At 56.6% G+C, this 25,027-nt stretch carries 23 protein-coding genes and 1 pseudogene; 14 read left to right on the top strand and 10 right to left on the bottom strand.

Annotated elements, in window-relative coordinates; all coding sequences use genetic code 11:
- Positions 1-12: 12 nt before the first annotated feature.
- Complete coding sequence (locus MPN23_RS04050; RefSeq protein WP_243546277.1) at positions 13-789, bottom strand: ATP-binding protein; 777 nt, start codon at positions 787-789, stop codon at positions 13-15.
- A 190-nt stretch (positions 790-979) separates the two neighbouring features.
- Positions 980-1,435 (bottom strand): annotated as a pseudogene (locus MPN23_RS17185) (4Fe-4S binding protein); the annotation flags it as partial.
- Positions 1,436-2,247: 812 nt separating this feature from the next.
- Between MPN23_RS17185 and MPN23_RS04040 the strand changes: the two are divergent.
- Positions 2,248-2,895 (top strand): Crp/Fnr family transcriptional regulator, encoded by a 648-nt coding sequence (locus MPN23_RS04040; protein ID WP_243546275.1) that lies wholly within the window; start codon positions 2,248-2,250, stop codon positions 2,893-2,895.
- 1 nt (position 2,896) lies between these two features.
- Here MPN23_RS04040 and cbiB read toward each other — a convergent pair whose 3' ends face one another.
- The 8 genes from cbiB to rsmA all read right to left on the bottom strand — a co-directional run bounded on the left by cbiB (position 2,897) and on the right by rsmA (position 12,084).
- Complete coding sequence (gene cbiB / locus MPN23_RS04035; RefSeq protein WP_243546274.1) at positions 2,897-3,835, bottom strand: adenosylcobinamide-phosphate synthase CbiB; 939 nt, start codon at positions 3,833-3,835, stop codon at positions 2,897-2,899.
- 54 nt (positions 3,836-3,889) lie between these two features.
- Positions 3,890-5,644 (bottom strand): RNA polymerase sigma factor RpoD, encoded by a 1,755-nt coding sequence (gene rpoD, locus MPN23_RS04030; protein ID WP_243546273.1) that lies wholly within the window; start codon positions 5,642-5,644, stop codon positions 3,890-3,892.
- Positions 5,631-7,382, bottom strand: a complete 1,752-nt coding sequence (dnaG, locus tag MPN23_RS04025; RefSeq protein WP_243546272.1) for a DNA primase — start codon at positions 7,380-7,382, stop codon at positions 5,631-5,633. The genes rpoD and dnaG overlap by 14 nt, the downstream gene beginning before the upstream one ends.
- Before the next feature lie 25 nt (positions 7,383-7,407).
- Positions 7,408-9,711, bottom strand: a complete 2,304-nt coding sequence (locus tag MPN23_RS04020) for an endonuclease MutS2 (RefSeq protein WP_243546271.1) — start codon at positions 9,709-9,711, stop codon at positions 7,408-7,410.
- A gap of 28 nt (positions 9,712-9,739) precedes the next feature.
- Positions 9,740-10,186, bottom strand: coding sequence for a GatB/YqeY domain-containing protein (locus tag MPN23_RS04015; protein WP_243546270.1), 447 nt, complete (start codon positions 10,184-10,186; stop codon positions 9,740-9,742).
- A 5-nt stretch (positions 10,187-10,191) separates the two neighbouring features.
- On the bottom strand, positions 10,192-10,392 hold the full coding sequence (rpsU, locus tag MPN23_RS04010; protein ID WP_243546269.1) for a 30S ribosomal protein S21: 201 nt from the start codon (positions 10,390-10,392) through the stop codon (positions 10,192-10,194).
- Positions 10,393-10,762: 370 nt separating this feature from the next.
- Positions 10,763-11,035, bottom strand: coding sequence for an HU family DNA-binding protein (locus MPN23_RS04005; protein ID WP_243546268.1), 273 nt, complete (start codon positions 11,033-11,035; stop codon positions 10,763-10,765).
- Positions 11,036-11,307: 272 nt separating this feature from the next.
- On the bottom strand, positions 11,308-12,084 hold the full coding sequence (rsmA, locus tag MPN23_RS04000; RefSeq protein WP_243546267.1) for a 16S rRNA (adenine(1518)-N(6)/adenine(1519)-N(6))-dimethyltransferase RsmA: 777 nt from the start codon (positions 12,082-12,084) through the stop codon (positions 11,308-11,310).
- Between the two features lie 121 nt (positions 12,085-12,205).
- Between rsmA and MPN23_RS03995 the strand changes: the two genes are divergently transcribed.
- The 13 genes from MPN23_RS03995 to MPN23_RS03935 all read left to right on the top strand — a co-directional run bounded on the left by MPN23_RS03995 (position 12,206) and on the right by MPN23_RS03935 (position 25,000).
- Entirely contained in the window at positions 12,206-12,724 is a 519-nt protein-coding gene (locus tag MPN23_RS03995; protein ID WP_243546266.1) for an adenine phosphoribosyltransferase, read from the top strand.
- Positions 12,725-12,740: 16 nt separating this feature from the next.
- Positions 12,741-13,484, top strand: coding sequence for an S-methyl-5'-thioadenosine phosphorylase (gene mtnP / locus MPN23_RS03990; RefSeq protein ID WP_243546265.1), 744 nt, complete (start codon positions 12,741-12,743; stop codon positions 13,482-13,484).
- A 12-nt stretch (positions 13,485-13,496) separates the two neighbouring features.
- The gene (locus MPN23_RS03985; RefSeq protein WP_243546264.1) at positions 13,497-14,837 is read left to right on the top strand and encodes an amidohydrolase family protein; all 1,341 of its coding nucleotides are present in this window, start codon (positions 13,497-13,499) and stop codon (positions 14,835-14,837) included.
- 120 nt (positions 14,838-14,957) lie between these two features.
- Complete coding sequence (locus MPN23_RS03980) at positions 14,958-15,242, top strand: PxxKW family cysteine-rich protein (protein WP_243546263.1); 285 nt, start codon at positions 14,958-14,960, stop codon at positions 15,240-15,242.
- Between the two features lie 110 nt (positions 15,243-15,352).
- A complete protein-coding gene (locus tag MPN23_RS03975) occupies positions 15,353-16,576 on the top strand; it encodes a M20 family metallo-hydrolase (RefSeq protein WP_243546262.1) in 1,224 nt (407 codons plus the stop codon).
- Positions 16,577-16,588: 12 nt separating this feature from the next.
- Positions 16,589-18,472: a tRNA uridine-5-carboxymethylaminomethyl(34) synthesis enzyme MnmG gene (mnmG, locus tag MPN23_RS03970; RefSeq protein ID WP_243546261.1), complete on the top strand. Its 1,884-nt coding sequence runs from the start codon at positions 16,589-16,591 to the stop codon at positions 18,470-18,472.
- Between the two features lie 228 nt (positions 18,473-18,700).
- A complete protein-coding gene (locus MPN23_RS03965; protein WP_243546260.1) occupies positions 18,701-19,429 on the top strand; it encodes a hemolysin family protein in 729 nt (242 codons plus the stop codon).
- A 4-nt stretch (positions 19,430-19,433) separates the two neighbouring features.
- Positions 19,434-20,945: an apolipoprotein N-acyltransferase gene (gene lnt, locus MPN23_RS03960; protein WP_243546259.1), complete on the top strand. Its 1,512-nt coding sequence runs from the start codon at positions 19,434-19,436 to the stop codon at positions 20,943-20,945.
- Between the two features lie 3 nt (positions 20,946-20,948).
- Positions 20,949-22,068 (top strand): peptide chain release factor 2 gene (prfB, locus tag MPN23_RS03955; protein WP_243546258.1). Its coding sequence is split into 2 segments (ribosomal slippage): positions 20,949-21,023 and positions 21,025-22,068, totalling 1,119 coding nucleotides; the frame shifts between segments, so codons are not numbered across the junction.
- Positions 22,046-22,900 (top strand): GGDEF domain-containing protein, encoded by an 855-nt coding sequence (locus MPN23_RS03950; protein ID WP_243546257.1) that lies wholly within the window; start codon positions 22,046-22,048, stop codon positions 22,898-22,900. The genes prfB and MPN23_RS03950 overlap by 23 nt, the downstream gene beginning before the upstream one ends.
- Before the next feature lie 12 nt (positions 22,901-22,912).
- Positions 22,913-23,731 carry a MinD/ParA family protein gene (locus tag MPN23_RS03945; protein WP_243546256.1) on the top strand — a complete coding sequence of 273 codons (819 nt, stop codon included), beginning with the start codon at positions 22,913-22,915 and terminating at the stop codon, positions 23,729-23,731.
- Positions 23,732-23,832: 101 nt separating this feature from the next.
- A complete protein-coding gene (locus tag MPN23_RS03940; RefSeq protein WP_279388709.1) occupies positions 23,833-24,141 on the top strand; it encodes an HU family DNA-binding protein in 309 nt (102 codons plus the stop codon).
- Position 24,142: 1 nt separating this feature from the next.
- The gene (locus MPN23_RS03935; protein WP_420705229.1) at positions 24,143-25,000 is read left to right on the top strand and encodes a UshA-like (seleno)protein family 2; all 858 of its coding nucleotides are present in this window, start codon (positions 24,143-24,145) and stop codon (positions 24,998-25,000) included.
- The last annotated feature ends 27 nt before the right edge of the window (positions 25,001-25,027 follow it).

The following is a 25,027-nucleotide window of genomic DNA, read 5'->3' as shown; positions in this document are numbered from 1 at the left end:
GAGAATATCCTCCTATACATTTACATTTTCCTTTGCAAGAACGGTCCCGTTGCGTCCGACTATGATTCGTTCGGTGCGAACTGTTTTCCCGGCTCGTTGCATGGCCTTGCCCAGAATGACGCTCATGGAGGAGCAGCAGGGAACTTCCATTTCCATGACCGTGATGGATTTCAGGTTGTTGGCCGAGATGATCTGGGCGAGCTTTTCCACGTATTCCATCTGGTTGTCGAATTTGGGACACCCCATGGCAACCGCGCGTCCGGCAAGAAAGTCCTGATGAAATCCCGGAAGCGCAACCGGAACGCAATCCGCGACCAGCAACAGGTCTGCCTCTTTGAAAAACGGTGCCTCGGGCGGAACCAGTCGGAGTTGAACGGGCCAGTGCCTCAACGCGCTGTTTTCGGATGCATTGGAGCTAGGCTGGTTGGCCTTGGCGCATGGACTGAGCTGCATGGCCGCTGCTCCGGGACATCCGCCCGGCCGGGGTGGCGAATCCATGCGCAGGGATTCCGGGCTGGGCATGTGGTTTGGCACTTTCCTGCCCTGTGATTGCAGATGATCCGTTACGGCATCGGGGTTGAAATCCTCGACTTCGCGCACCTCGATGGTCAGTGCGCCCTGCGGACATTCCCCAAGACATGCTCCAAGTCCGTCGCAGTAGATTTCCTTGACCAGTCTGGCCTTGCCGTCCACGATCTGCAATGCGCCCTCTTCGCAGGAAGGAACACACAGACCGCAACCGTCACACTTTTCTTCGTCGATCCTGATGATTTTTCGGGTGCTCAACATGCGGATAACCCTCGCTTTTGTTTCATATTCTTGCCACGCCGAGGAATACGGCATGGAGGCTGACGACAATCACGAGAAAAATGGTTCGTGCCGTTCGTGAAGAAAGCCCCGGGAATCGGTATTCCAGATGACCATGCGGACAGGCGGAAACGCAGTCGCCGCACAGGGTGCAGCTCAGGCCCGGCCTGCCTGTTGCCATTTGGTCCAGACTCAGGGCATTATATTGGCAACTGGGAAAACATGCACCGCATCCTGTGCAATCGGAATGAACGCGTATTCGCCAAGGTGAAAGTTTTCCCGCCACGTTCGCAATCAGGCCCATGGGACAATATGTGGTACAGTGCGCCATGACTCCGGCTTTGCGAGAGATCATAACCATGATGCCCACGCCGATCAGGCCGAAGCCAGCGGCAAGCCCTGCTGCGACAAGTCCGGAGACTCCGGCTATTCTCAGCAGCCATGCCGTGCCCAGCGTCAGAACCAGCGTGCTGATCCTTCCGGGAATGGTCCAACGCGCCACGGATTCAGCCAAGGGCTTTCTGCGTGTGGCCCGACTCATGGCATCATCCCATGCACCGATGTAGCAAAGATGGCTGCACCATGCCGGTCCGACCAGAAGGACCGTGACGGAAAACAGGATGATCATGAACAGTCCGCTTCCGCGGAAGACCGGACCTGCCGTGATGAGAGCAGGCACAGGCATATGCAGTGTCCCGGTCATGAGCAGTTCTTCGACTCCGGCAAGTCCTGCGGCGAATTGCAGGAAAAATATCAGGGAAAAACCTCCCCAGATTACGGGACGCAAATTTCTGTGCTTTGCCGGGGTCAGCATCTTGCCGCCGATCCATGTCGCATACAGGGCGAGAAGCAGGATTTCCAGCCAGCCCCAGCCCGGGAAAAAACGGTCAGCCAGCAGGATCGGAAACGATACCTTGGCGCGAGCCATGCCCAGTCCAAGTACAGTCAGCACAAACATGCCTGTCTGGGCAGGAGCTGCTTCTCGGTTGCGAAGAAAATGGAATTCGGCCCGTCTGCCAAGAAGCACGGCAAGGGCAAGCACATCGAACAGAAGCACCCCGGCCATGATCAGGCCGAGTCGCATCCATGGCTGGTTCAACTCCAGACGGAGGCGAATCAGATGAATTCCGCTGTCCGCCCAGACAAAAGCCCCCCAAGCCAGTACAGCCGGAATCACCCAGCGGGTCCATGCCTGACGAAAGGGAACGAGTGCGGCCAGAACAAGAAAGGCCGAGGCCAGACCGGGGTCTCCTTGTCGCAGGACGTGTGCCCCGAGCAGAATCAGGGCCAGCATGGGTATGGTCATGAGCATGTGCATATCATTCGACTCCAAGGTCACTATTCACCCATTCTTTGACCTTAACCATGACTTAGGTCAAATTGATCGGACAGATTCTTTTCAGAGGGAAAAACATGGATGTGAAAACGTTGATCCGAACGATGCCGTTTTTCGATGGATTGCCCGAGGAACAGATTTCCGCTCTTGCGGAGATAGCCACGGGAAGAAAAATCGTGAAGAACGAGTTGCTGTTCGAGGCCGGAACCGAGGCCAATGGATTCTATGGTGTGGGAACGGGCCGTGTGAAGGTTTTCCGCAACTCCCCTTCCGGCAAGGAGCAGATCATCCATGTGTTCGGATCGGGCGAGGTGTTTGGAGAAGTGCCTGTCTTCGAGGGCAGTACCTTTCCGGCCAATGCGCAGGCCCTGGAAGCTGGCGAACTGCTGTTTTTTCCGCGTCGGAATTTTGTGGAAATCATTCGACGCGATCCGGATCTGGCCATGAAGATGATGGCCGTGCTCTCGCAGAAACTCCGCTTGCTGGTCAGGAAAATCGATGACCTGAGCCTCAAGGAGACTCCGGCCCGGGTTGCCTCCTACCTGCTTCTGCTCAGGGCGACGCACAAGGCGGACGTGTTTGAGCTGGATTTGCCCAAAGGACAGATTGCCTTTTATCTCGGCACAATACAGGAGACCCTGTCTCGCATTTTCAAGCGTTTTGCGGAACAGGGAACCATTGCCATGGACGGCAGGAAGATTCGCATTCTTGCGCCGGATGTTTTGCGGGAAATGGCGGATGAAGGCCGATAGTCTATAGCCAAGGCAGCAAGAGAAGGCAGGTGACCGCTGCAATAATGCCGGCCCGATCCACCAGCTTCAGCAAGGTGCGGATGGCCTGTGCATCCCAGTTCCGGTTCTCCGGCCCGAGGATCGGCTTGCTTTTGACCTTTCCGAAATAAATGGTGTTGCCACCCATCCGCCGGCCTGTCAGCCAGGCCGAGGCCGCCATGGGCCACCCCGCATTGGGGCTTTCCATCTTGTGTGCATCAGCGGGAAAACGCTGCATGGCCGTACGCCAATCCAGCCCCGCCATTTTTCCGGCCACAAGCAGGCAGCCTGCCGCGATGCGAGCCGGAACAAAGGCCAGCACATCATCGGTTTTGGCTGCGGCATACCCCAATTCCGCGTACTCCGGGGTAAGGTACCCCCACATGGAATCCAGGGTGCTGACGGTCTTGTAGGCCCAGAGTCCGGCCGGGCCGAACAGGCAGAGATAGAAGACCGGAGCTACGAAACCATCATTCAGATTTTCGCTCAGGGTTTCGGCCAGACTGCGGCGCAACTCGCTTTCACCCATGTTTTCCGTATCCCGGGAAACCAGCATGGACAGGGCATGACGGGCTTCCGGCAACCTGTTGTCATCAATCAGTTCTGCCACGTTGCGGCATTCCCTGAGCAGTGAGCCCATGGCCAGTCCGGCAAACCCCAGATACACGGCCAGAATCGGTCCGAGATAGGGAATTCCAGCCAGAGCGTGGGCTGCACCCCAGGCAATGCCGGAAAAAAGAATCAGTACGCACCACCCGCTTGCCTGTGGGGACAGCCTGTGTTGGCGGATTGTTCGTTCGGCAAGGTCCAACCCCTTGCCGATGAACCTGACCGGATGGGGCCAGTTCTGCGGGTCGCCGACGAGACGATCCAGAACAATGGATGCAGCCGGGACAAGAAAGGAAGTAATGCTTATGCCCATGATACGATGTGGTGGCCGAAAAAAAAGGCCGGGAATCGATCCCGGCCTTTTCTGCTAGTTTTCGAAGTAGGACCGCAACAGGGCGCTGCGCACCGGATGGCGGAGTTTTCTCAAGGCCTTGGCCTCGATCTGCCTGATGCGTTCGCGGGTGACGTTGAAAAGCTTGCCCACTTCCTCAAGGGTGTGGTCGGACTTTTCGCCGATGCCGAAACGCTTCCGAAGTACCTGCTCCTCGCGCGGGGTCAGATCGGACAGCACGGACGCAATCTGCTCGCCGAGCTTGGTGGAAACCACCTCTTCGGCAGGTGCAGTGGCCTTCTTGTCCTCGATGAAATCGCCCAGGCTCGAATCTTCCTCGTCGCCGATCGGAGTTTCCAGAGAGATGGGCTCCTTGGCGATCTTGAGCACTTTCTTGACCTTTTCCAGCGGGTAGTCCATGCGCTCCGCGATCTCTTCGGGCGTCGGGTCGCGTCCCAACTCCTGAACAAGATAGCGCGAAGTCCGGATGAGCTTGTTGATCGTTTCGATCATGTGCACCGGAATGCGGATGGTGCGGGCCTGGTCCGCGATGGCGCGGGTGATGGCCTGCCTGATCCACCATGTTGCATAGGTGGAGAACTTGTAGCCGCGCTGGTATTCGAACTTGTCCACGGCCTTCATCAGGCCGATGTTGCCTTCCTGAATCAGGTCCAGAAACTGCAGGCCGCGGTTGGTGTACTTTTTGGCGATGGATACGACCAGACGCAGGTTTGCGCGAATCAGTTCCTGCTTGGCGCGCATGGCGGTGTCGTTGCCGTGCTTGATGCGCCAGAGGACTTCCTCGAGGTCGCCTACGCTGTGGCAGCACTTGTCCTGAAGCCGCTGGATGATTTCCAGCTTGCCCGCGAGCATTTCCTTGAAGGAGAAGAATTCCTCCACCATCATGCCGAGGTCGTCGGCAGCAGCCACGGGCGAGACTTCGCGGGCGTCCACCTGCTGGAAGAGCTCGCGGATTTCGTTCTTGGTCTTGCCCACGGAAAGCACGTATGCGGAAAGGTCGCGCTGGCAGTTGTGCATCTGGCGCACATAGTCGTTGACCGTCTCGATGATGCGATCAATGAGCGTCTTTTCCAGCTTGATATCCCTGAGTCGGGAAACCACGTCCTCCTTGTAGTCAAGGATGCGTTTCTGAATGGCGTAGACACGTTTCTCGGTCTGGGCGCACTCGTCGAGCTTTTCGTAGACGCTGTATTTCTTGTTGAAAAGCTTCTTGACCTCGTCGAGCAGGAAAATGACCCGCTGACGCTGGTTCATCTCATCTTCGGAAGGATCGTCTTCCTCGATGGTCTTGACCACGTCCTTGAGCTTGATCTTGCCGTCCTTGAGGTCCTCGCCCACCTGAATGAGTTCCTCAACCGCAACCGGAACCTCGATCAGGGCGTAAAGCACGTCGAGTTCGCCATTCTCGATTTTCTTGGCGATGACGACTTCACCCTCGCGATCCAGAAGGGGCACGGCACCCATTTCTCGCAAATACATGCGTACCGGGTCCGTGCTGCGTGTGGCATAATCGGCCTCGTCCTCGGAATCGTCGGTCAGATCCAGTTCTTCGGCATCGTCATCGGACTTTCCGGAACCTTTTTTCTGGCCGTTGCTGTCAACGATGGCGATATCCATCTGGTCGAAGATGGATATCACTTCATCAATTTGTTCAGCCGTCGTGAAATCCGAGGGAAGCGCCTTGCTCAACTCCTCGAACGTGAGAAATCCCTTTTTCTTACCCTCTGCAATAAGGGTCTTGATTTGCTGGATTTCCTTAATGTTGCTCATCATCCCTCCCGAGAGATTCATTCAAGGCCCGGAGACATTGCATGATTCGTTGACTGTCGCCCGCCTGCTGTGCCTGTAGCAGGGCCTCTTTGAGCTGCCATCTATTCAACCGCTGTTGTCCAGAGGCGATTTTATTACAGATATGTTCCCATTCGTCCAGCAGTTGCTTTCCGGAAAGCATGTTTTCCCGCAATCTCTCACGACAACGGATGTAGAAGCGCTTTTCATTGTCGTTCAGCCGAGACAGAATGTCTGCTCCTGGCTGCTGTGTCTTGAGCTTCTCCCACAAGGCCTTGGCCCAGTTCGTGGCCAGAATGCGTTCAAAACCCTTTTTATCCAAATCCCGGATGTAATCCGGATACTGGATCGGAAAACTGATGAAATACTTGTCGTCCTTGTCATCCTTGCCGACAGGTCTTGTCTGTGCGGCTTCATTGTTTTCGGGCTTTTTTTTTGCCCGCGTGGTCTGTGCCGACCATGCGCCTCCGGCATTCTGCCGAAGTTCCGCCTCGTTCAACCCGAGCCCGTTGGCTATTCGAGGCAGATAATAGGCCCTGAGAGACGAATCTCCAAGGTCCTTGAGAAATCCCTTGGCCCAGTCCATTATTTCCCTTGGCGAAAATTTTTCGCGCAAGGTGGACAGGCAGAAGTCCAGGCCGTCCGGTGCGGTTTCCGCGCATTGCTCGAAGCCGTCCCGGCCGTGCGTCTGCAGCAGGCTGTCCACGTCCTCGCCGTCCGGCATGAGCAGGACCCGGCAGGCAACGCCCTGAAGCAGTATCATCCGGCTGCTTTTGAGTGCGGCCTTTCGTCCTGCATTGTCACCGTCGAAAACCAGATCCACCCGCGAACAGAACCCGGCTAGCCGCTTGACCTGATCCGGGGTCAATGCGGTTCCCAGCACGCCGCAGGCATCGGTATATCCGAACTGGTGCAGCGAGATCACGTCCATGTATCCCTCGGTCAGAATGGCCCGCCGGGTGCGTGTCATGCTGGGGCGCGCCAGATTGAGTCCGTACAGATGATCGCCCTTCTTGTAGATGGGCGTATCCGAGCTGTTGAGATACTTTGGTTCTCCTTCACTAATTATTCTGCCGCCAAAAGCAATAACCTTGCTTGACAAATTTTGGATGGGGAAAATCAGTCTCGATCGGAACCTGTCGTAAATGTTGCCTTTTTCATTTTTTACCAACATGCCGGCCAACACGGAATCTTCCTGAGAAATTCCCTTGGACCGGAAATGCCTGTCCAGACCGTGCCAATCGTCCGGGCTGTAGCCCAGTCCGAACTTGTCGATGACTTCGGCGGCAATGCCTCGCCGGGACAGGTAATCCCGGGCAATTCGACCGGTTTCCATGCGCAGGTTGCGCTTGAACCACGCGCAGGCCTCGTCATGGATGTCGAGCATCAGCTTCTTGCGGGCCTTGCGCTCCGCAGCATGCGGGTCAGGAGCGGAATACCCGAGTTCAATACCGGCTTCCGCTGCAAGCTGTTCCAGGGCTTCACGGAATTCAAGGCCGTTGATGCGCATGTAGAAATCAATGACATCACCGGAAGCCTGACAACCGAAACAGTAGAAGAACCCTTCCTCGTCGTTCACGGACATGGAGGGTTTGGTTTCCTGATGAAAGGGACATGCCCCCATCCAACGGCCCGAAACCGGTTTCAGGTCGACATAACGTCTTACCACATCAACAATGCTGATGCGTGCTTTGACGGCTTCAATTCCGTTTTTTTCCATGCCGTTCCACCAAATTCGCTGGCGGCTACCTGAGAAACACTTCGGTCATGCCGTCGCCGCCCCTGTCTTCCGGGGCCAGTTCAAAACGATCCACCGCAGGATAATGCTTGAGAAATTCGTGAACTTCACGTCGCAGAGCCCCGGTTCCCCTGCCGTGAACAATCTCCAGACCGGCGGCTCCGCGCATGATTGCGTTGTCCAGAGCACGTTCCAATTCGCTGAGCGCCTCGTCGGCGCGTCGTCCTCGCAGGTCGAGCTCCAGCATGACCGTGGGCTGGTGCTGGACGCCTCCGGCGGATTGTCTGCCGGATTTGCTGCCACCGGATTTCGCGCCGCACAGGCCGAGATGCTCGGCCTTGACCCACATGGCCACGCCGTTCACGTCCACCTTGGCCTGCTTTTTCCGGTCATTGACTTCCAGAACGGTTCCGGTCTTGTTCCATGCCAGATACGCCACTTTTCTGCCGGGAACAATATCCTTCCAGTCAAGCCCTTCCGTCCTTGCTTGCGGCTTGCCGGTCATGGTTTCGACCGCGTCCCGTTTTTCCGCCAGTTTGCGGCGTGCTTCCTTGCGACCGATCTTGTCGGCCTGCCACTGCTTGACAATGGCCTGCGCCTGTCCCTGAATTTCGTTCAGAACGGATTTGCGTTCCTGTTCGAACCGTTTTTCCAGTGAAGCGCGCTTGCGTTCCATCCTGGCCTTTTCGCCAGCCAGTTCCTGCAACTGCGATTCCCGTTCCACGGCAAGAGCATTGAGACGGTCCAGAACCGATGAGGTGTCCGATCCGTCCAGAAGCAGATATTTTTCGGCCCGTTCAAGGATTTCCACAGGCAAACCGTGTTCCCGGGCAACATCAAGGGCAATGGACGCGCCAACCTGATCATAGGCCAGACGGTACAACGGCTTCTTGGTTGCGGGATCGAACAGCACGCTTGCCGCACGCACCTTTTCCGCAGCCATGGCATACGCCTTGAGCGCGGGAAAATGCGTTGCCACAACGGAAATCGCTCCCCGTTCAACCAGCGAATCCACGACTCCCTGTGCCAGAGCCGCGCCCTGCGTGGGATCGGTGCCTGCGCCGAATTCGTCCAGAATGAACAGCGTGTCGTTGTTCACGTTGGGCCATACGCGCCGGAGATACTGAATCTGGGCGGTAAAGGTGGAAACATTTTCCTCAAGGCTCTGCTCGTCGCCCATGACCACGAAAATCTCGGGCCAGAATGGCAATGAACTGCCCTCCTCCGCCGGTACGGGCAGGCCGGAGAACGCCATCAGGGAAATCAGCCCCAACGTCTTGAGGCAGACGGTCTTGCCGCCGGCATTGCCGCCGCTGATGATCAGGGCCTGCTGCCCTTCGCGCAATTCGATGTCGAACGGGACAACATCATTGCCGAGCGCGAGCAATGGATGCCGTGCATTTTTGAGGCTGGGAGCGTCGTTGTCGGAAATGGTGATGGTCCGGCCATCGAATTCCAGAGCGAGCTTGACGCGTGCGCACAGGGCGTCGAGTGCCACAAGGCAATCATAGGCTCCCTGCACCCCTTCCCGCTCCTGTCTGACCAGTTCGGTCAGATAGGTGAGGACCTTGTATTCCTCTTCCCGTTCCTCCCGCTTCAGTTCCTGAAGACGGTTGTTGGTTTCCACCAGAAACATGGGTTCGAAATAGCAGGTTTCCCCGGTCTGGGAATAGTCGTGGATGATGCCCTTTATCCGTCCCTTGAAATTCGATTTCAGCGGCAGCACGTATCTGTCGGACGAAATGGTCATGAACTCGTCCTGTAGTGCGTTGCCAAGGTCTTCGCGCAGAACGAATTCCTTGACACGTTTGGTGCAGCGCTGATGAATGGACCGGATTTCCTGACGCACGGCAAGCAGATCGGGAGAGCTTTCGTCGCGAATGCGGCCTTCCGGGTCGAGGCAGCGTCCAATGCCGGACATGGTGCGCTGGGGCCAGTTCTTGCCGAAAACCAGTTCGAATAGGCCGTCCCAACCGCGTTCCTCGCATTGATTCAAGGCATTGCGAGCCTTGTCTGCTTCGGAAAGAACCGTCTTGAGCGCGAACAGGCCATCCTGATCCACAACGCCATTGGGGCGATCCAGATAGGAGAACAGGCCATCGAGTTCCGGAAAAGGTTTGAGAGAATATCCGGTTTCTCCAACCCATGCGTGCGCCTGATTGGTCAGGGCGCAACGTTGTCGGGCCTGATCCAGCGTATCGGCCGGGCGCAACGAAAGACACGCCCGAGCTCCTGGCTCAGAAACGGAAAAATCGGCCAATACGCCGAGAATCTTGGGAAATTCCAATACCTGTAAGGTCCTGGACTCCATGCCGACCTGCTTGAGTGGACAGAGGTTTTCAGGAAGAGAGCCTGGCTTTCACCAGACCGCTGGCCTTTTGGCCATCGATGCATCCCTTGTGGGCCTGCATCAGGGCTTGCATGACTTTGCCCATGTCCTTCATTGAAGAAGCACCGGAATCGGCGATGGCCTTGTCCACGGCAGTGGCAAGCTCATCGTCGTCAAGCTGTTTGGGAAGGTAAGTCTCCAGCTCCGCCAATTCAAGAGCTTCGATCTCGGCAAGGTCAGCGCGTCCGGCCTTTTCGTACTGGACAATGCTGTCCTTGCGCTGCTTGACCTGTTTGGCAACAAGATCAAGCACTTCAGCATCGGACAAATCAGCGCGCACCTCGACCATGCGGTTCTTGATGGCCGCCTTGAGAAGTCTCAAGACGGCCACTTTAACCGTTTCTTTCGCCTTGTAGGCGGTGAGGTAATCCCTCTCTATGCGTTGTTGCAGACTCATATGGTCTAGAGCGAACGCATCTTGCGCATTTTCTTGAGCAGCCGCTTCTTGGCGGCAGCCTTCTTCTTCTTGCGCTGCACGCTGGGCTTTTCGTAGTGCTGACGCTTCTTCAACTCGGACAGAATGCCCGCCTTCTCCACCTGCTTCTTGAAGCGGCGCAGAGAGATGTCGAAGTTATCGTGGTCATCAAGGTAAACACCAGGCAAGGAAATCACCTCCTCTTCAGTCCTTCGCCTTATGCGAAGTGACGAAATGAACACAGCAAATTATACATGAAATACGGCTTTGGCAAGCATTATTTTCAATCCGTTTCAGGCCAAAAAAAGTCCGCCGCACAAGAGTGCGGCGGACCTGACTCTCTGGATCAAAAACGAACGGCCCGAAGGACTAATGTTCGGGATTGTCGCAGTTAGCCTGACACCAGGACTTGATGAAAGTGTAAGCCAAGCCAATGCCAATGACGCCCAGGACAATGTACAAAACGCCAAAGAAGACGAAATGATCAGGCATCCACCAAGGGAGGTCCTGAGGCAGAGGGCTATGTACAGTTTCGCCGTGGAGCATGAGAACCTCCAGTTACTTGACGGCTTCCTTGAGGATCTTGCCGGGGCGGAATTTCACAACCTTGGTAGCCGGAATCTTGATTTCGGCACCGGTGCGGGGATTGCGGCCAACGCGGGCCTGGCGCTCTTCCACCATGAAAGTGCCGAAGCCGGTCAGGGTCAGCTTGCCGTCGCTCACCAGCGTGCCTTCCACGGTTTCCAGGAACGCATTCAGGGCGCGCTCGGCGTTAGCTTTGGTCAGATTGGCCTTCTCTGCGATTTTGACAACCAACTCAGCCTTCGTCATCAGTCCTTCCTCCTCAATTAAAACGATGTTGATATTCGGTTAAAGTGCTGCCTTGATGCGGGTTGCATCGGCACTTCTGTTCCGTGCGGCTCACCTCTTGGGCTTTAAAGCAAACTCAGCTTTGTGTCTAGTCTGGACACTCAAAAAAACGAAAAAAACTACGCCTGAAGCCACTTTTCAGCCTTTTTGCCCTTCTCGAACGATCACCCCACAGACACTTTTCCCGCGAGATAGTCAATAGGTGATATTCCCATTCTATGTGAAAAAATGAACTAAATGCAACGGGAAAGTCGCTCGAACTGCTCCGGAGAGAGAGTTTCCGGCCGAGCCGAAGGCGCAACCCCTTCCCGGTCGAACCATTCCCGGACCGGTTCGGTCCATTGCTTCTTCAAAATGGTGGAAAGCTGTTTTCTGCGCTTCTGAAACAGGAGACGAATCAGCTTGGAGAGCGCGTCGGGGTTTTCAGGCCGTTTCCCCGCAGGCAAAGGCAGAAATTCCACCACGGCGGAATCCACTTTGGGTTGCGGCCTGAATACGGTGGGGGGTACCTTGAACAGATATCTCGTCTCGGCATGATTGCGCACCCAGACAGTCAGTCCGCCGAACGCCTTGGTGCCCTGCTCTGCCGTCAGCCTCAGTGCCACCTCATGCTGCACCATGAAAACTGCCCGCTTCAGATTCGGAGTACGGGCGACAATATCCCAGATGAGCTTTGATCCAATATTGTACGGAAGGTTGCCCACGATGGTGCACGCTCCCTTGCTGCCGAAGTCCTCCCAGGAAAAACGGAGTGCGTCCGCCTGAAGCACGGTCAGTTCGGGATGATCGTTTTCCAGCCGTTCCGCAAGGTCACGGTCCTTTTCCACCACTGTCAGATCGCAGCCGGTTTCCAGCAGGTGACGGGTTAGCGCCCCCTGCCCCGGACCGATTTCCAGCACCCGGCTGTCTTCCTTGATCCGCGCGGAATGGACGATTCTTCGACAGATGTTCTGGTCCACCAGAAAATTCTGTCCGAGGCTCTTCTTGGCTCGATGATAGGTGTTATTCATTTTCCCTCTTTGGCTTGGACGGCCGTGGATAGCGCAACATGGCAAAGGTATCAACCATATTGACACGTTCGCAATACTGTATTTAAGACTCTTCCGTTACGAGAAACAAGGAGGACTTTTCATGAACCTGCGCGCCCATATCCGGGATATTCCCGATTATCCCAAGGAAGGCATTGTTTTTTTCGATATAACCCCGATCCTTTCCGATCCCGAGGCGTTTCGCCACACGATCGACCGCCTTGCCGAAAAATTCAAGGACTGCGGTGCAACCAAGGTGGTTGCAGCCGAAGCCCGCGGATTCATTTTCGGCGCACCTCTGGCCTACAAGATGGGCATCGGCTTCGTTCCGGTCCGCAAGCCGGGCAAGCTGCCCTACAAGACCCGGTGCGTGACCTATGATCTGGAATACGGCACCGACACCCTGTGTATCCACGAAGATGCCATTGCTCCGGGCGAAAAGGTGCTGGTCATTGACGATTTGCTCGCTACCGGCGGCACGGCCGAGGGAATGCTCAAACTTGTCAAGGAGTCCGGCGGCGACATCGTGGGCGTTGGATTCGTGATTCAGCTCGGCTTCCTTGATGGTCCGCAGAAGATCAAGGATTCCGGTTTGGAATACACCTACCTGCTCGAACTCTAACCCATCGGATTCTGCTATGAAAATCGGCATCATCGGCGGCAGCGGTCTGGACAATCCCGACATTCTGCAAAATGCCCGGGACATTGAGGTGGAAACCCCGTACGGGAAGCCGTCTTCCCCGATCAAGGCGGGGACCATCGAAGGCCGGGACGTGTGCATCCTTGCCCGGCACGGACGCGAGCACACGGTTCCGCCTACCCAGGTCAACAACCGGGCCAACATCCTCGCGCTCAAGCAGGCCGGATGCGACCGCATTCTTGCAACCACTGCGTGCGGCTCCCTGCGCAAGGAAATCGATCGCGGCCATCTGGTGGTTCTGGATCAATTCATTGATTTTACCCGGCTTCGCGCCTTGACGTTTCATGAGCATTTCGAGCCGCATGGCGCTGTGCATACCCCGATGTCCGAACCTTTCGATGCGGACCTGCGATCCCTGCTTTGCGATGCATGCAAAAAGCTGGATGTGGTTCATCATGAACGCGGCACGGTCATCACCATTGAAGGCCCTCGTTTTTCCACCCGCGCGGAATCCAGCATGTTTCGCATGTGGGGTGCGGACGTGATCAACATGAGCATCGCGCCGGAGTGCATACTGGCCAACGAGGCCGGCATTCCCTATGCCGCCATTGCCATGAGTACGGATTACGACTGCTGGAAGACGGACGAGGCTCCGGTAACCTGGGAAGAAATTCTCGAGGTGTTCAAGGGCAATGTGGAAAAGGTGACCTCGGTGCTGATGCAGGCCATTCGGATCATGTAGCGGAGAAATCTCATGGCGGATTCCCTTTCCCCACTTCCCTGCGACCTTCTGGTTTTTGCCGAGACTGTCGTCACTCAGGATGCGGATCGTCGCATCCTGAGTGACGCGGGTGTTGCCATGCGCGACGGCATGATTGTCGACGTGTCGGATCGGAACTCTCTCAAGGCAGGATTCACGGCGCAAGAGGAACTCGACCTTGGTCCAGCCATGCTCATGCCGGGACTGGTCAATGGGCATACCCATCTTCCCATGACCCTGTTCCGGGGCGTTGCCGACGATCTGCCGCTCATGGACTGGCTGGAAAAGCACATCTGGCCCGTGGAGATGCAGCTCACGCCCGAGCTGCTCGAACTCGGAGCCATGGTCGGCTGCATGGAAATGATCCGAACCGGTACCACGGCATTCCTCAACGGTTACTTCAAGGAAGAAGCCGTGGGCGATGCCGTGGAACGCACCGGAATTCGTGCCGTGATCGGCGAGGGATTCTTCGATTTTCCGTCGCCGCATTTTCCCAGTCCGGAACATTACCGCGAAACCGTGGAACGGCTTGTCGACCGCTATCAAAACAGTTCACGCGTTCGCGTGGCCGTCACGCCGCATGCGGTTTTCACGGTCGGGGCCGACGCTCTTGTCGAGAGTCATGCTCTTGCGCAGGACATGAACATTCCCTGGCAAATCCACCTTGCCGAATCTCCGGCCGAGACACAGGCCTCTTTGAAAAAACACGGCAAGCGGCCCGTGGAACTTCTGGAGTCCCTGGGATTGCTTTCCGAACACGTCACCCTGCATCACTGTGTCGATCTGACAGACAGGGAGATTCGCGTTCTGGCCGACAGCGGCGCGCGCGTTGTGCACAATCCGTGTTCCAACCTCAAGCTGGCCTCGGGCGTGGCCCCCGTGCAGAAGCTGCTGGATGCCGGAGCCGTGATGGGGCTGGGTACGGATGGTGCGGCCAGCAACAACCAGCTCAACATGTTTCGTGAAATGAGTACTGCCGCCCTGCTTGGCAAGATTGCGGCCAATGACGCTTCCGCAGTCAATGCCGGAGACGTGCTCGACATGGCCACGCGTGGGAGCGCGGCCTGTCTCGGCTGGGAAACGCTGGGCCGTCTGGAAGCTGGCTGCCCGGCGGACATGATCGCTCTGGATTTGCGCCAGCCCAACATGATGCCCATGTATGCGCCGACTTCCCATGCCGTTTACGCGGCCACGGGCATGGAAGTGCGCCTGACCATTGCGGAAGGCAGAATTCTGTATCGCGACGGTGAATTTCTCACGTTGGACGCGGAAAAACTGCGCCGGGAAATCCGCAGAGCCGCGAAATGGATTTCGGCCAAAAAACGGAAAAAATGAGCAGATCACTTGACAATACCCGCCTCTGGCGCATATCGAATGTCGCTCTTGCGTGATGAAAATTATGACGTGCCGTTTCCGGCATGGACTGAGCCGCATAAATTTATGGAGGATCCAAGAATGGCTAAGAAAAACACCGTATCCCTTGAAGGCGCTGTCATGACCGAGAACGGTTTGAGTTACAAAGGCGTCATCATGGAGCCTGTTGTCGAAAAGTGCGAAGGTTGCGACCGTATGGTTGACTTCGAAGGACAGAACTTCTGTCCCACCTACGCCCAGCCTGCCCGCAAGTGGGCTGGCGGCGTTTGCAACTTCGCCACCCATGTCCGCGCCGAGATGGACAAGGGCGGCAAGGTCAAGATCAACCCGCTGAAGGCTTCCAAGCGCGCCGCCCGCGGTCGCTAGGCCATATTCCGACGGATGTTCGGGGCGGGGCGTCAGCCCCGCCCTTTTTTGTTTTCGCTGACTGCCGGAATCGAGTATACCTGTCTCTCACCCTGTGATCGGAGGACTTAATGGACAAGATTTTCAAGAGCCTGGACACCAGAAAGGACCTGGTCGTCGAGCTGCAGAGGAAACTGACCGCCATCCCGGCCATCGGGCCCAAAAACGGCGGTACTGGTGAAAAGGAAAAAGCCGATTTCCTCATGCAGTACCTGAAGGACATGGGCATTTCCGACATTCGCGAATTCAATGCTCCGGATTCTTCCGTTCCCTGCGGCTACCGTCCCAACATTGCCGCCGTCATTCCCGGCAGGAACACGGAAAAAACGCTTTGGGTCATCGGACACATCGACATCGTGCCTCCGGGCGACCTGACCCTCTGGAACACCGATCCCTACGAACTCGTGGTCGAGGGCGACAAGCTCATTGGCCGGGGTGTGGAAGACAACCAGCAGGCCATGGTTTCCGCTCTGCTCGTGGCGCATGAACTGCTCGAAAAGGACATTACGCCCGAATTCAACTACGGCATGCTGTTCGTGGCTGACGAAGAAACCGGCAGTGCGCACGGACTGGGCTACATGGTCGAGGAACACGCCGAGGTCTTCCGCAAGGGCGATTTGTTTCTGGTGCCGGATTCCGGTGAACCGAATGGCGAGGCCGTGGAAATCGCGGAAAAAAGTTCGCTGTGGACCAAGGTGGTTGTCGAGGGCAGACAGTGTCATGCCTCTTCTCCGGAACAGGGCAATAACACCATGTATCCTTCCGCAGCCCTGATTCTGAAGATTCGGGAGCTGGAAGAAATTTTCGACGCGGAAGATCCCCTGTACGACCCGTCCCGTTCCACGTTTCAGGCTACCAAACGCGAGGCCAACGTGGAAAATGTCAACACCATCCCGGGCCGCGACGTGTTCCATGTGGATTCCCGCATTCTGCCCGAATACAAGATCGAGGACGTATCTGCCAGAATTCGGGAGTTCGCTGATGAAGTCGCCGAAGAGTACGGCGTGACCATCACCTGCATTGCGGATAAGGGCGAACAGGCAGCGCCTCCCACGCCCGAAAACAGCGAAATAGCGCTTCGGACGTTGAAAAGCGTCAAGAAGGTCTATGGCAACAATCCGCGTTTTGTCGGTATTGGCGGCGGCACTGTGGCTGCGTTCCTGCGTCGCCACGGCCATGACGCGGTTGTCTGGTCCACCCTGCATCACAACGCGCACCAGCCCAACGAGTGGGCACTGATCAGCAACACCATCGGCGACGCCAAGGTGTTTGCGGACATGGTGCTGTCCAACTAGCCGGAATCGATCATGCAGCAGAAAGCCCGGTTTCCCGAATTGTTCGACCTGATCGTGGTGGGCGCTGGCCATGCCGGTTGCGAAGCCGCCATGGCCTCGGCCCGCATGGGCTTCTCCACCTTGCTGTTGACCATCAATGTCGACCGCATTGGACATCTGTCCTGCAATCCCGCCATAGGCGGCCTTGCCAAGGGACATATGGTCAGGGAGATGGACGCTCTGGGGGGCATGATGGGACTCTGGGCCGATGCTGCGGGCATTCAGTTTCGCACCCTGAACACCCGGAAAGGACCGGCCGTGCGTGCCTCTCGCGCGCAGATCGATCGAGCCGAGTACATGCGCGTCGTGCAGCAGTCCATATTTTCCCAGGATAATCTCTGGGTCTTTCAGGACACGGCCAAATCCGTGATCACCAAGGACGGCAGGGCCGCCGGAGTCACCACGGATCTGGGAGAAGTCTTTGCCTCGCGCGCCGTGCTTCTGACCACCGGGACTTTTCTCAAGGGACTCATCCATGTGGGGCTGGATCATTTCAGCGGCGGGCGCCTCGGCGATCCCGCATCCAACTCCCTGAGCGACAGTCTGCGGGAGATAGGTCTGACTCTGGGACGTCTCAAGACCGGAACAACGCCCCGACTGCTGCGGGCAAGCATCGATTTCGACAAACTGGAGGAACAGCCCGGCGATACCCCGCCCAAGCCCTTCAGCTTTCGAAATCGAACCGTGCCCCTGCCGCAGTTGCCCTGCTACCTGACCTATACCAATCCCGAAGCGCATGCTGCCATCCGGGAAGGCTTCAGCCGGTCCCCCATGTTCACGGGCATAATCGAGGGAACCGGAGCGCGGTATTGTCCATCCATCGAGGACAAGGTCGCCCGTTTTCCGGAAAAGGATCGGCATCAGGTCTTCATCGAGCCTGAAGGACTGGACCATCCCGAAGTCTATCCGAACGGCATTCCCACCAGTCTGCCTCTGGATATCCAGAAGCGGATGATTCATGCCATCGTGGGATTGGAGCACGCCCAGATCGTTCGGCCCGGGTATGCCATCGAATATGATTATGCCCAGCCGACCCAGCTTCGCCCGACTCTGGAAACCAAGGTGCTGCCCGGTCTGTATCTGGCCGGACAGATCAATGGAACTTCCGGATACGAGGAGGCCGCAGCGCAAGGCATGTGGGCTGCAGTCAACGCCTGCCGTTCCATTGCCGGGGAATCGCCTTTTCTGCTCACCCGCGATCAGGCCTACATGGCCGTGCTCGTGGATGATCTGGTCACCAAGGGAACCAACGAGCCGTATCGCATGTTCACTTCCCGGGCCGAATACCGTCTGCTGCTTCGCGAGGGCAATGCGGACCTGCGTCTTACCGAGACGGGCCGGAAGCTCGGCATGGTCGATGACGATCAGTGGAACATGTTCACGGCAAAAAAACGCAATCTGGAACAGGTGCTGGAGGCCATGCATTCGATCACCATCCGGCCGGACGCGTCCACGCGTGACATGCTTGCCGACATTGGTGCATCGATTCCGGGCAAGGCCGTTGAACTGGCCGCCCTGCTGCGTCAGCCGCAGATGACCATCGAGGCCTTGACGCCGTTCTGTCCCATGCTGGCGGAAATGGACGAGGACGTATTGCGCGAGGCGGAAACCCAGATTCGCTATGAAGGGTATCTCAAGCGTCAGGAAGACCTTGTCGCCAAGTTTCAGGACATGGAGGGCACGCCGCTTCCTTCGGACCTGGACTATGCCGAAGTGGCCGGTCTGACGCGCGAAGCCGTGGAAAAGCTGTCCAAAGTCCAGCCCATGACACTTGGGCAGGCCAGTCGAATTTCCGGCGTGACTCCTGCCGCTGTTTCTTCTCTGGAGATTCATTTGAAGAAACTTGGTCTTCTGTAAGGCCGACCGTCGTTCTTTTGTTGACAGGCTCCCCTACCCCGCTTAGATAATGGAAAAACGACGAATCCACACTTTGGATTCGAATCGGCTTTCATCAACATTCATGCAAGGGAGCAGAAATTGGACGAGGTCCCCGGCAGTCGATTCAAAAACATCTTCAAAAAATTATTCGGTTCCAACGGGCATCCGCTCGAAGAACACATTCTTGAAGCAGAAGAAGAGGGGGAATTGGAGAAGGACGAAGTCTCCATGCTCCTCAACATTCTCGATCTCGACGAGAAAGAGGTTTCCGAAATCATGGTCCCCAGAACGGACATGGTCTGTGCGGAAAATCACAGTTCCGTCGAAGACGTCGCCCGGATCATCTTTTCCCTGGGCGCCCATTCCCGCATTCCTCTTTTCGAGGAAACCAAGGACCGCATCATCGGCCAGGTGCATGCCAAGGATCTGCTTGAGCCGCTCTTGCGCGGCATGGGCGCTGCCCCGGCCTCAAGCTACATGCGGCCTCCCTATTTCGTTCCCGAGGACATGAGTCTGGACATGGTGCTGTCCCGATTCAAGAAAAACAAGATTCACATGGCCATTGTGCAGGACGAATACGGTGGAACCGCCGGACTGGTGACCATGGAGGACGTGCTCGAGGAAATCGTCGGCGAAATTGCCGATGAATATGATGAGGAACGTCCCGATGAATTCGTGGTCAACAAGGATGGTTCGCTCACGGTTTCCGGCCGCGTCACCCTTGAGGACCTGTGCGAAAAATGCGCTCTGGAACTGGAATCCGAGGAAGTGGATTCCATAGGCGGCTATCTTGCCGCCATGGCTGGCCGCATTCCCCATGCCGGGGAATGCTTCATGATCGACAACATGAAATTCACTGTTCTGGAAGCGGACGAACGCCAGATATGGTCCATTCGTCTGGAACAGGCACCTGAATCGCAAACTCCCGCCGAATAGATTCGTGTCGTATCTCATTCTGATTGCCATGTTCGGAGCCTGGGCCGGATTTGCCAACCCGGTATTCCAGTTTCCTCTGGCTGCGCTCGGCTTGCCTCTCGGACTTGCCTGGATCGGTTTTCGTGCCACTTCCGCCAGAAAGGCGTTTCGTTTCGGATGGCTGGCAGGGACATTGGCGGCAACCGGCTGTCTGTACTGGATGGTCATTCCCGTCAGCCAGTATGGCAATTTCCCGTTTTTGCTGGCCTTGCCCTGCCCCATGCTGGTGGGAGCGGTGCTCGGCATGTACTACGGCGCGTTTTCCGCATTCATGCACGTGGCCGGAAAGCATGTTTCCGGCGCGATTCTCTGTTTGCTGGCCGGTCTTGTCTGGGCCGCCCTGGAAATCCTCTGCGGCACGCTGTTCACGGGATTCCCGTGGATGAACCTTGCTTCGGCATTCACGCCGTGGCCCGCTGCAATCCAGCTTGCTTCCATTGTCGGGGCATACGGTCTTTCCGGCATATTCGTTGTGCTGGCCGTCAGTCTCCTGCTTTGTTCCACGTATCGTTCCTCGCTTGCACTGGCCGTGTTCATGGCAATCCTGGTTGCCGGATTCGGCCTGTTTCGATTGCAGCAGCCGCTGCCGGACGGCCCCGAAATCGACATTGCCCTGATTCAGGGCAATGTCGATCAGAGCCGGAAATGGGATGGCAGGTTTCAGGTCGATACCGTTGAAAAATACATCGGCCTGACCCGCAAGGCCGAACAGGAAGCAGCCCCGGAGCTGGCCATCTGGCCGGAAACCGCCATGCCGTTCTATCTTCAGGAGCGTACACGGCTTTCGGAGGTGGTGCGGAAATTTGTCCGGGAATCCTCCGTGGCCGTGCTGACTGGCACCCCGGCCTATGAAATGACCAACCCGCAAACGCGCGACTATGTCCTGTTCAACCGGGCCGCACTGGTTTCCCGGGATGGTCGCATTCGCGAGTATTACGACAAGGAACATCTGGTTCCCTTTGGCGAATACATGCCGTTCGAGGAGTGGCTGCCCTTTGGCAAGCTGGTTCAGGCTGCCGGGGATTTCGTGCCGGGAAAGACCTCCGCACCGCTGTCCGTGGGAAAGGCGGCTCTCGGCACGCTCATCTGCTACGAAGCCATTTTCCCGGAGCTGGCGCAGAAACAGGTTGCGCAGGGAGCGACCGTGCTGGTGAACATCAGCAACGACGCATGGTTCGGCCGAACTTCCGCCCCCATGCAGCACCTGTCTCTGGCGACTCTTCGCGCTGTTGAGCAGGGCCGTTGGCTGGCAAGGTCCACCAACACAGGCATTTCCGCAGCCATCGACCCCCATGGCCGCATTACGGCGCGCTCGGGCATGTTCACGGAAGAGTTTCTGAACATCCGGGTGAAAGCCATTGACGAAAAAACAATATTCCACCACACTTGCCCCACGCTGGCTTGGGGGATTCCCTTGGCCGCTCTTTTGGGAGTCGCCTTTGTGGTGAGGCGTGAGCATATCGCGAGAAAGAGATAATTTATGCAAGAATACCAAGACTTGAAACTGGCATCCGCCGACCTTCTGAAAAAATTCGAGACGCTCTGGGGGCGTCTTTGACTATTCCGAGACCAAATCCCGCCTCGATGAGATAGAAAAGGAATTTTCCAAGCCCGGAGCCTGGGACAAGCCCGAAGAACTGACTCCTGTCCTCAAGGAAAAGAGTCAGCTTGCGACCAAGCTGGAAATGTACGATGGGCTTGCCGGAGCCAAGGAAGATCTTGAGGCATGGCTTGAACTTGCCCACGATGATCAGAGCGAGGACGCCCTTTCCGCTCTGAATGATCAACTCGCTGTCTTCAGGAAGCACCTGCACGGCACGGAAATGGCCGCCATGTTCGCATTCGAGCATGATCGGTCCAATGCCATTCTGGAAATTCATCCGGGAGCTGGCGGCGTCGAGTCTCAGGACTGGGCGGAAATGCTCTTGCGCATGTACATGCGTTATGCGGAACGACGGGGATTCAAGGTAAAGCAGCTTGATTACCAGCCCGGCGAGGAAGCGGGCGTCAAGTCCGTGACCATTCAGATCGAGGGATTGTATGCCTACGGTCTGCTCAAGGGCGAGGCAGGTGTTCATCGTCTGATTCGCATGTCTCCGTTCGACTCCTCGGGTCGAAGGCACACGTCGTTTTCTTCGGTGGATGTCTACCCCGACATGGACGAAGACATTGAAATCGAGGTCCGCGAAGAGGATTTGCGCGTCGACGTGTACCGGGCCAGCGGTCCGGGCGGTCAGCATGTGAACAAGACCAACTCCGCCGTGCGCATCACGCATGAACCCAGCGGAATCGTGGTCCAGTGCCAGAACGAAAAGTCGCAGATTCGAAACAAGCAGACGGCCATGCGCATCCTCAAGGCCCGGCTCTACGAACAGGAGCTGAAAAGGCAGGAGGAAAGCCGCAGAACCGACTATCAGTCCAAGGAAGCCATTGCCTGGGGCAGCCAGATACGGACGTATACCCTGCAACCGTATCGGCTGGTCAAAGACCACCGGACCAATGCCGAGGACGGCAATGTCGATGCCGTTCTGGACGGAAGTCTGGACGAACTCATCAGAAACTATCTATTGTACCTCCATGCCCAAGGAAAGCCGAAATAGCCTTTTTTCCGAATCCGGAATCGCCAGGGAGCTCGCCAACCTCCAGACCGAACTCTGCAATCTCTCCGAAGAATGCGGAGCCATCGGCAATGGGGACAACGCCATCTGGGTCTTTCGTCTTTTTCAGGGCGTCAGTCCAGATGACTGGGTTGATCTTGCCAAAAAGCATGATTTTTCCGGCTGGCTCACCCTGCCCATAGACGGAAACGCCTATCCGCATCTGCGGCAGTTTCAGGAAATACTCGAACGGTTGGCCTACCAGACCGAGCACGATCCCCTGACCGGCTTGGCCAATCGAAGAGCTTTTGACAGAACGCTGGAAATCGAAATCGAGCGGACCAAACGGACAAATGCACCCTTGTCCCTGGCCATTCTCGATCTGGACGATTTCAAGCATATCAACGACACCTACGGGCACCCCAAGGGCGATGAAGTGTTGAAGCAGTTTGCCGAATGCCTGGATTCAACGACTCGTGCCTATGATCTTGCCGCCCGCATCGGCGGTGAGGAGTTCACCCTGCTTCTGGCCGGAGCCGGAACCGTGAAAGCCAAGCAGATGCTGAACCGCGTGCGAAATCAACTCGGCAGCATTCGCTTCGACTCTCCTCAGGGAGCTTTCAACGTGACCTGTTCCATAGGCCTGACCTGCTACAAGGGGGCCGTGGATCTCTCCACCGCCGAATTCATCGAGCTGGCGGATCAGGCTCTTTACGAAGCCAAGCGGGCGGGCAAGAATCGTCTGGAGGTGTCGAGACTTCCCTTTGTCGACATGGTACCCAAGGAAACTCTGGTTCATGCCGATGAAAAGCAATTTCTTTTCGGTTCCAAGTAGCGGAGCGTGGATATGATCAATCAGAACAAGACACTGAGCCTGTCCATCATGAGCGGCAAGGGCGGTGTGGGCAAAACCAATATCGTGCTGAATCTCGGCTATGCCCTACGTGAGGCCGAACAGTCCTCCATGCTCATGGATTGTGATCTGGGCCTTGCCAATCTCGACGTGTTGCTGGGAATTTCCCCGGACAAGAATCTTCAGGATCTGCTGCAGACCGGCGTTTCCGCCGAGGATGTGCTGGTTCCCATCGAACCCGACGGAGGTCTGGACATTCTGCCCGCCACAAGCGGCGTGCCCGAACTCGTGGAGATGGACGAGGACATGCAGGACATCATCATCCACAAGCTTACGGGCATGGCCGGGGATTACGATTTCCTGATTCTCGACCTCGGCGCGGGCATCAGCAGGACCGTGCTCTCCTTCGCGGCCCTCACCCAGTTGCGCATCATGGTCGTGACCCCGGAGCCGACCTCCATGACCGACAGTTATGCCATGATCAAGGTCTTGTCCTCGCAGCACAAGGTTCGCGATTTTCTGATTCTCGTGAATCAGGCCGCAACCCGGAATGAAGCCAAGGTCACCTTCGAACGGTTGGCCGCCGCCTGCAAAAACTTTCTGGATATCACGGTCACGAATCTCGGCTATATCCGTCAGGATTCCACGGTGATTGAATCCGTGCGCCACCAGACCCCCCTGTTGAAATTCGCGCCTAACTGTCCGGCCAGCAAGGATATTCGAGCGCTGGCAAAGCGACTTCTCCGGTACCGGGAAGACAACAGGGACCGCATTTCCAGACGGCCGATTCTCCGGGATTTTCCCGAAATGTGAACCGCAATTTAATAGTTGACGAAAAGCACCATTTTTCGGCATAGTTAGTGAGAATATAGGTCCAGAACCAATTGCGTTGGCCCTTTCGGCTCGAATTCGATCTGGTTCAACCACATCTCTCAGAGGGGGAAACCATGAACAAAAGTGAATTGATCAAGGCTCTGGCAGAAAAGAGGAAAATCCATGTGGACGAAGCCACCAAGGTGGTAGGAGCCTTCGTCGATTCCATCAAGGAAGCGCTCCTTCGCGGCGACCGTGTGGAAATTCGCGGCTTTGGCAGCTTCAAGATCAAGGATTACGAAGGCTATGTCGGCCGTAATCCCAAGACCGGAGACGTGGTTCAGGTTCAGCCCAAAAAGCTGCCCTTCTTCCGCCCCGGCAAGGAATTGAAGGAATACATCAACAACTAGAATGCGACGGATATTTTTCAGCCTGCTGCTGGCCGTGCTGTTTTGCGCAGCATCGGCCAGAGCGGGCGATACCCCGTTGCTGACCATACTCTACACGGCGAACACCTTTGGGACGCTTCGCCCATGCCCCTCCTGAGGCGGAAAAACCTTGGGAGGTGTGGCCCGGCGGGCCACCTATTTCATGGAGCATGAAGCGGATTCGCCTACGTTGAGAGTTGGCGGCGGTTTTGAATTCATGCACAAGGCCGGTCCGGTTCCGGAACCGGCCTCTCTTTCTGCCCTTGCAAAAGCCCTGAATTTCATGAAGTATGACCTCGGGCTTTTGGCCGAGGCGGAAACTGACGCCTTGCGGGATGCTGGGATTGGTCTTGACGGCGCCTGGCATTCCGCAGAGGATCACCCTTTCACGACAGTGGTTCTCCCCTCGGGAAAACGGATCGGCTTTCTGAGATATCCGGAACTCCGTGGGGATGACGAAGTCCCATCCTCTGCTCTTTTGAAAAAAGTACGGTTTCAGGTCAGGGAGCATCGCTCCAAGGTCGATCTGCTGATAGGCATGAGCGACTGGGGGTGGATCGGCGAACGCGAATATCTCGCTGGTTCGTCCGACGACATGCCCCACATCCTGCTGGGAAGCGGCAGAGGCAGCGGTGTCAACGGCCGATTGAACAATGCGGGCAACTGCATTTGGGTCCGCCCCTACGACAAGGGACGTACTGTCAGTGAAATTCGCGTAAGCGCGCTTCCGGGGCCGAATCCGGATTTCAAGTGGAACAACCTGGATACGGTTTCAGTAAAGGCCGTGGGACTGCGCGACAATATTGCGGACAACCCCGAAGTGAGTGCCATCCTCCCATAGAGACGCTCCTTCGGGATAACATCATGC

It is taken from the genome of Pseudodesulfovibrio tunisiensis (genome assembly GCF_022809775.1).
GTDB classification, from domain to species: Bacteria; Desulfobacterota; Desulfovibrionia; order Desulfovibrionales; family Desulfovibrionaceae; genus Pseudodesulfovibrio; species Pseudodesulfovibrio tunisiensis.
Note: the sequence above shows the minus strand (reverse complement) of the source record. Positions and strands in the feature narration are given on the sequence as shown.

Excerpts from the sequence above, each read along its gene's own strand:
- MPN23_RS03950 (WP_243546257.1), top strand. The coding sequence starts at position 22,046 with ATGCCCAAGGAAAGCCGAAATAGCCTTTTTTCCGAATCCGGAATCGCC.
- MPN23_RS03995 (WP_243546266.1), top strand. The coding sequence starts at position 12,206 with ATGAACCTGCGCGCCCATATCCGGGATATTCCCGATTATCCCAAGGAA.
- MPN23_RS04040 (WP_243546275.1), top strand. The coding sequence starts at position 2,248 with ATGCCGTTTTTCGATGGATTGCCCGAGGAACAGATTTCCGCTCTTGCG.
- MPN23_RS03975 (WP_243546262.1), top strand. The coding sequence starts at position 15,353 with ATGGACAAGATTTTCAAGAGCCTGGACACCAGAAAGGACCTGGTCGTC.
- rpoD (WP_243546273.1), bottom strand. The coding sequence starts at position 5,644 with ATGAGCAACATTAAGGAAATCCAGCAAATCAAGACCCTTATTGCAGAG.
- rsmA (WP_243546267.1), bottom strand. The coding sequence starts at position 12,084 with ATGAATAACACCTATCATCGAGCCAAGAAGAGCCTCGGACAGAATTTT.
- cbiB (WP_243546274.1), bottom strand. The coding sequence starts at position 3,835 with ATGGGCATAAGCATTACTTCCTTTCTTGTCCCGGCTGCATCCATTGTT.
- MPN23_RS04020 (WP_243546271.1), bottom strand. The coding sequence starts at position 9,711 with ATGGAGTCCAGGACCTTACAGGTATTGGAATTTCCCAAGATTCTCGGC.
- dnaG (WP_243546272.1), bottom strand. The coding sequence starts at position 7,382 with ATGGAAAAAAACGGAATTGAAGCCGTCAAAGCACGCATCAGCATTGTT.
- MPN23_RS04050 (WP_243546277.1), bottom strand. The coding sequence starts at position 789 with ATGTTGAGCACCCGAAAAATCATCAGGATCGACGAAGAAAAGTGTGAC.
- MPN23_RS04005 (WP_243546268.1), bottom strand. The coding sequence starts at position 11,035 with ATGACGAAGGCTGAGTTGGTTGTCAAAATCGCAGAGAAGGCCAATCTG.
- MPN23_RS03945 (WP_243546256.1), top strand. The coding sequence starts at position 22,913 with ATGATCAATCAGAACAAGACACTGAGCCTGTCCATCATGAGCGGCAAG.
- mnmG (WP_243546261.1), top strand. The coding sequence starts at position 16,589 with ATGCAGCAGAAAGCCCGGTTTCCCGAATTGTTCGACCTGATCGTGGTG.
- MPN23_RS03985 (WP_243546264.1), top strand. The coding sequence starts at position 13,497 with ATGGCGGATTCCCTTTCCCCACTTCCCTGCGACCTTCTGGTTTTTGCC.
- MPN23_RS04015 (WP_243546270.1), bottom strand. The coding sequence starts at position 10,186 with ATGAGTCTGCAACAACGCATAGAGAGGGATTACCTCACCGCCTACAAG.
- mtnP (WP_243546265.1), top strand. The coding sequence starts at position 12,741 with ATGAAAATCGGCATCATCGGCGGCAGCGGTCTGGACAATCCCGACATT.
- MPN23_RS03980 (WP_243546263.1), top strand. The coding sequence starts at position 14,958 with ATGGCTAAGAAAAACACCGTATCCCTTGAAGGCGCTGTCATGACCGAG.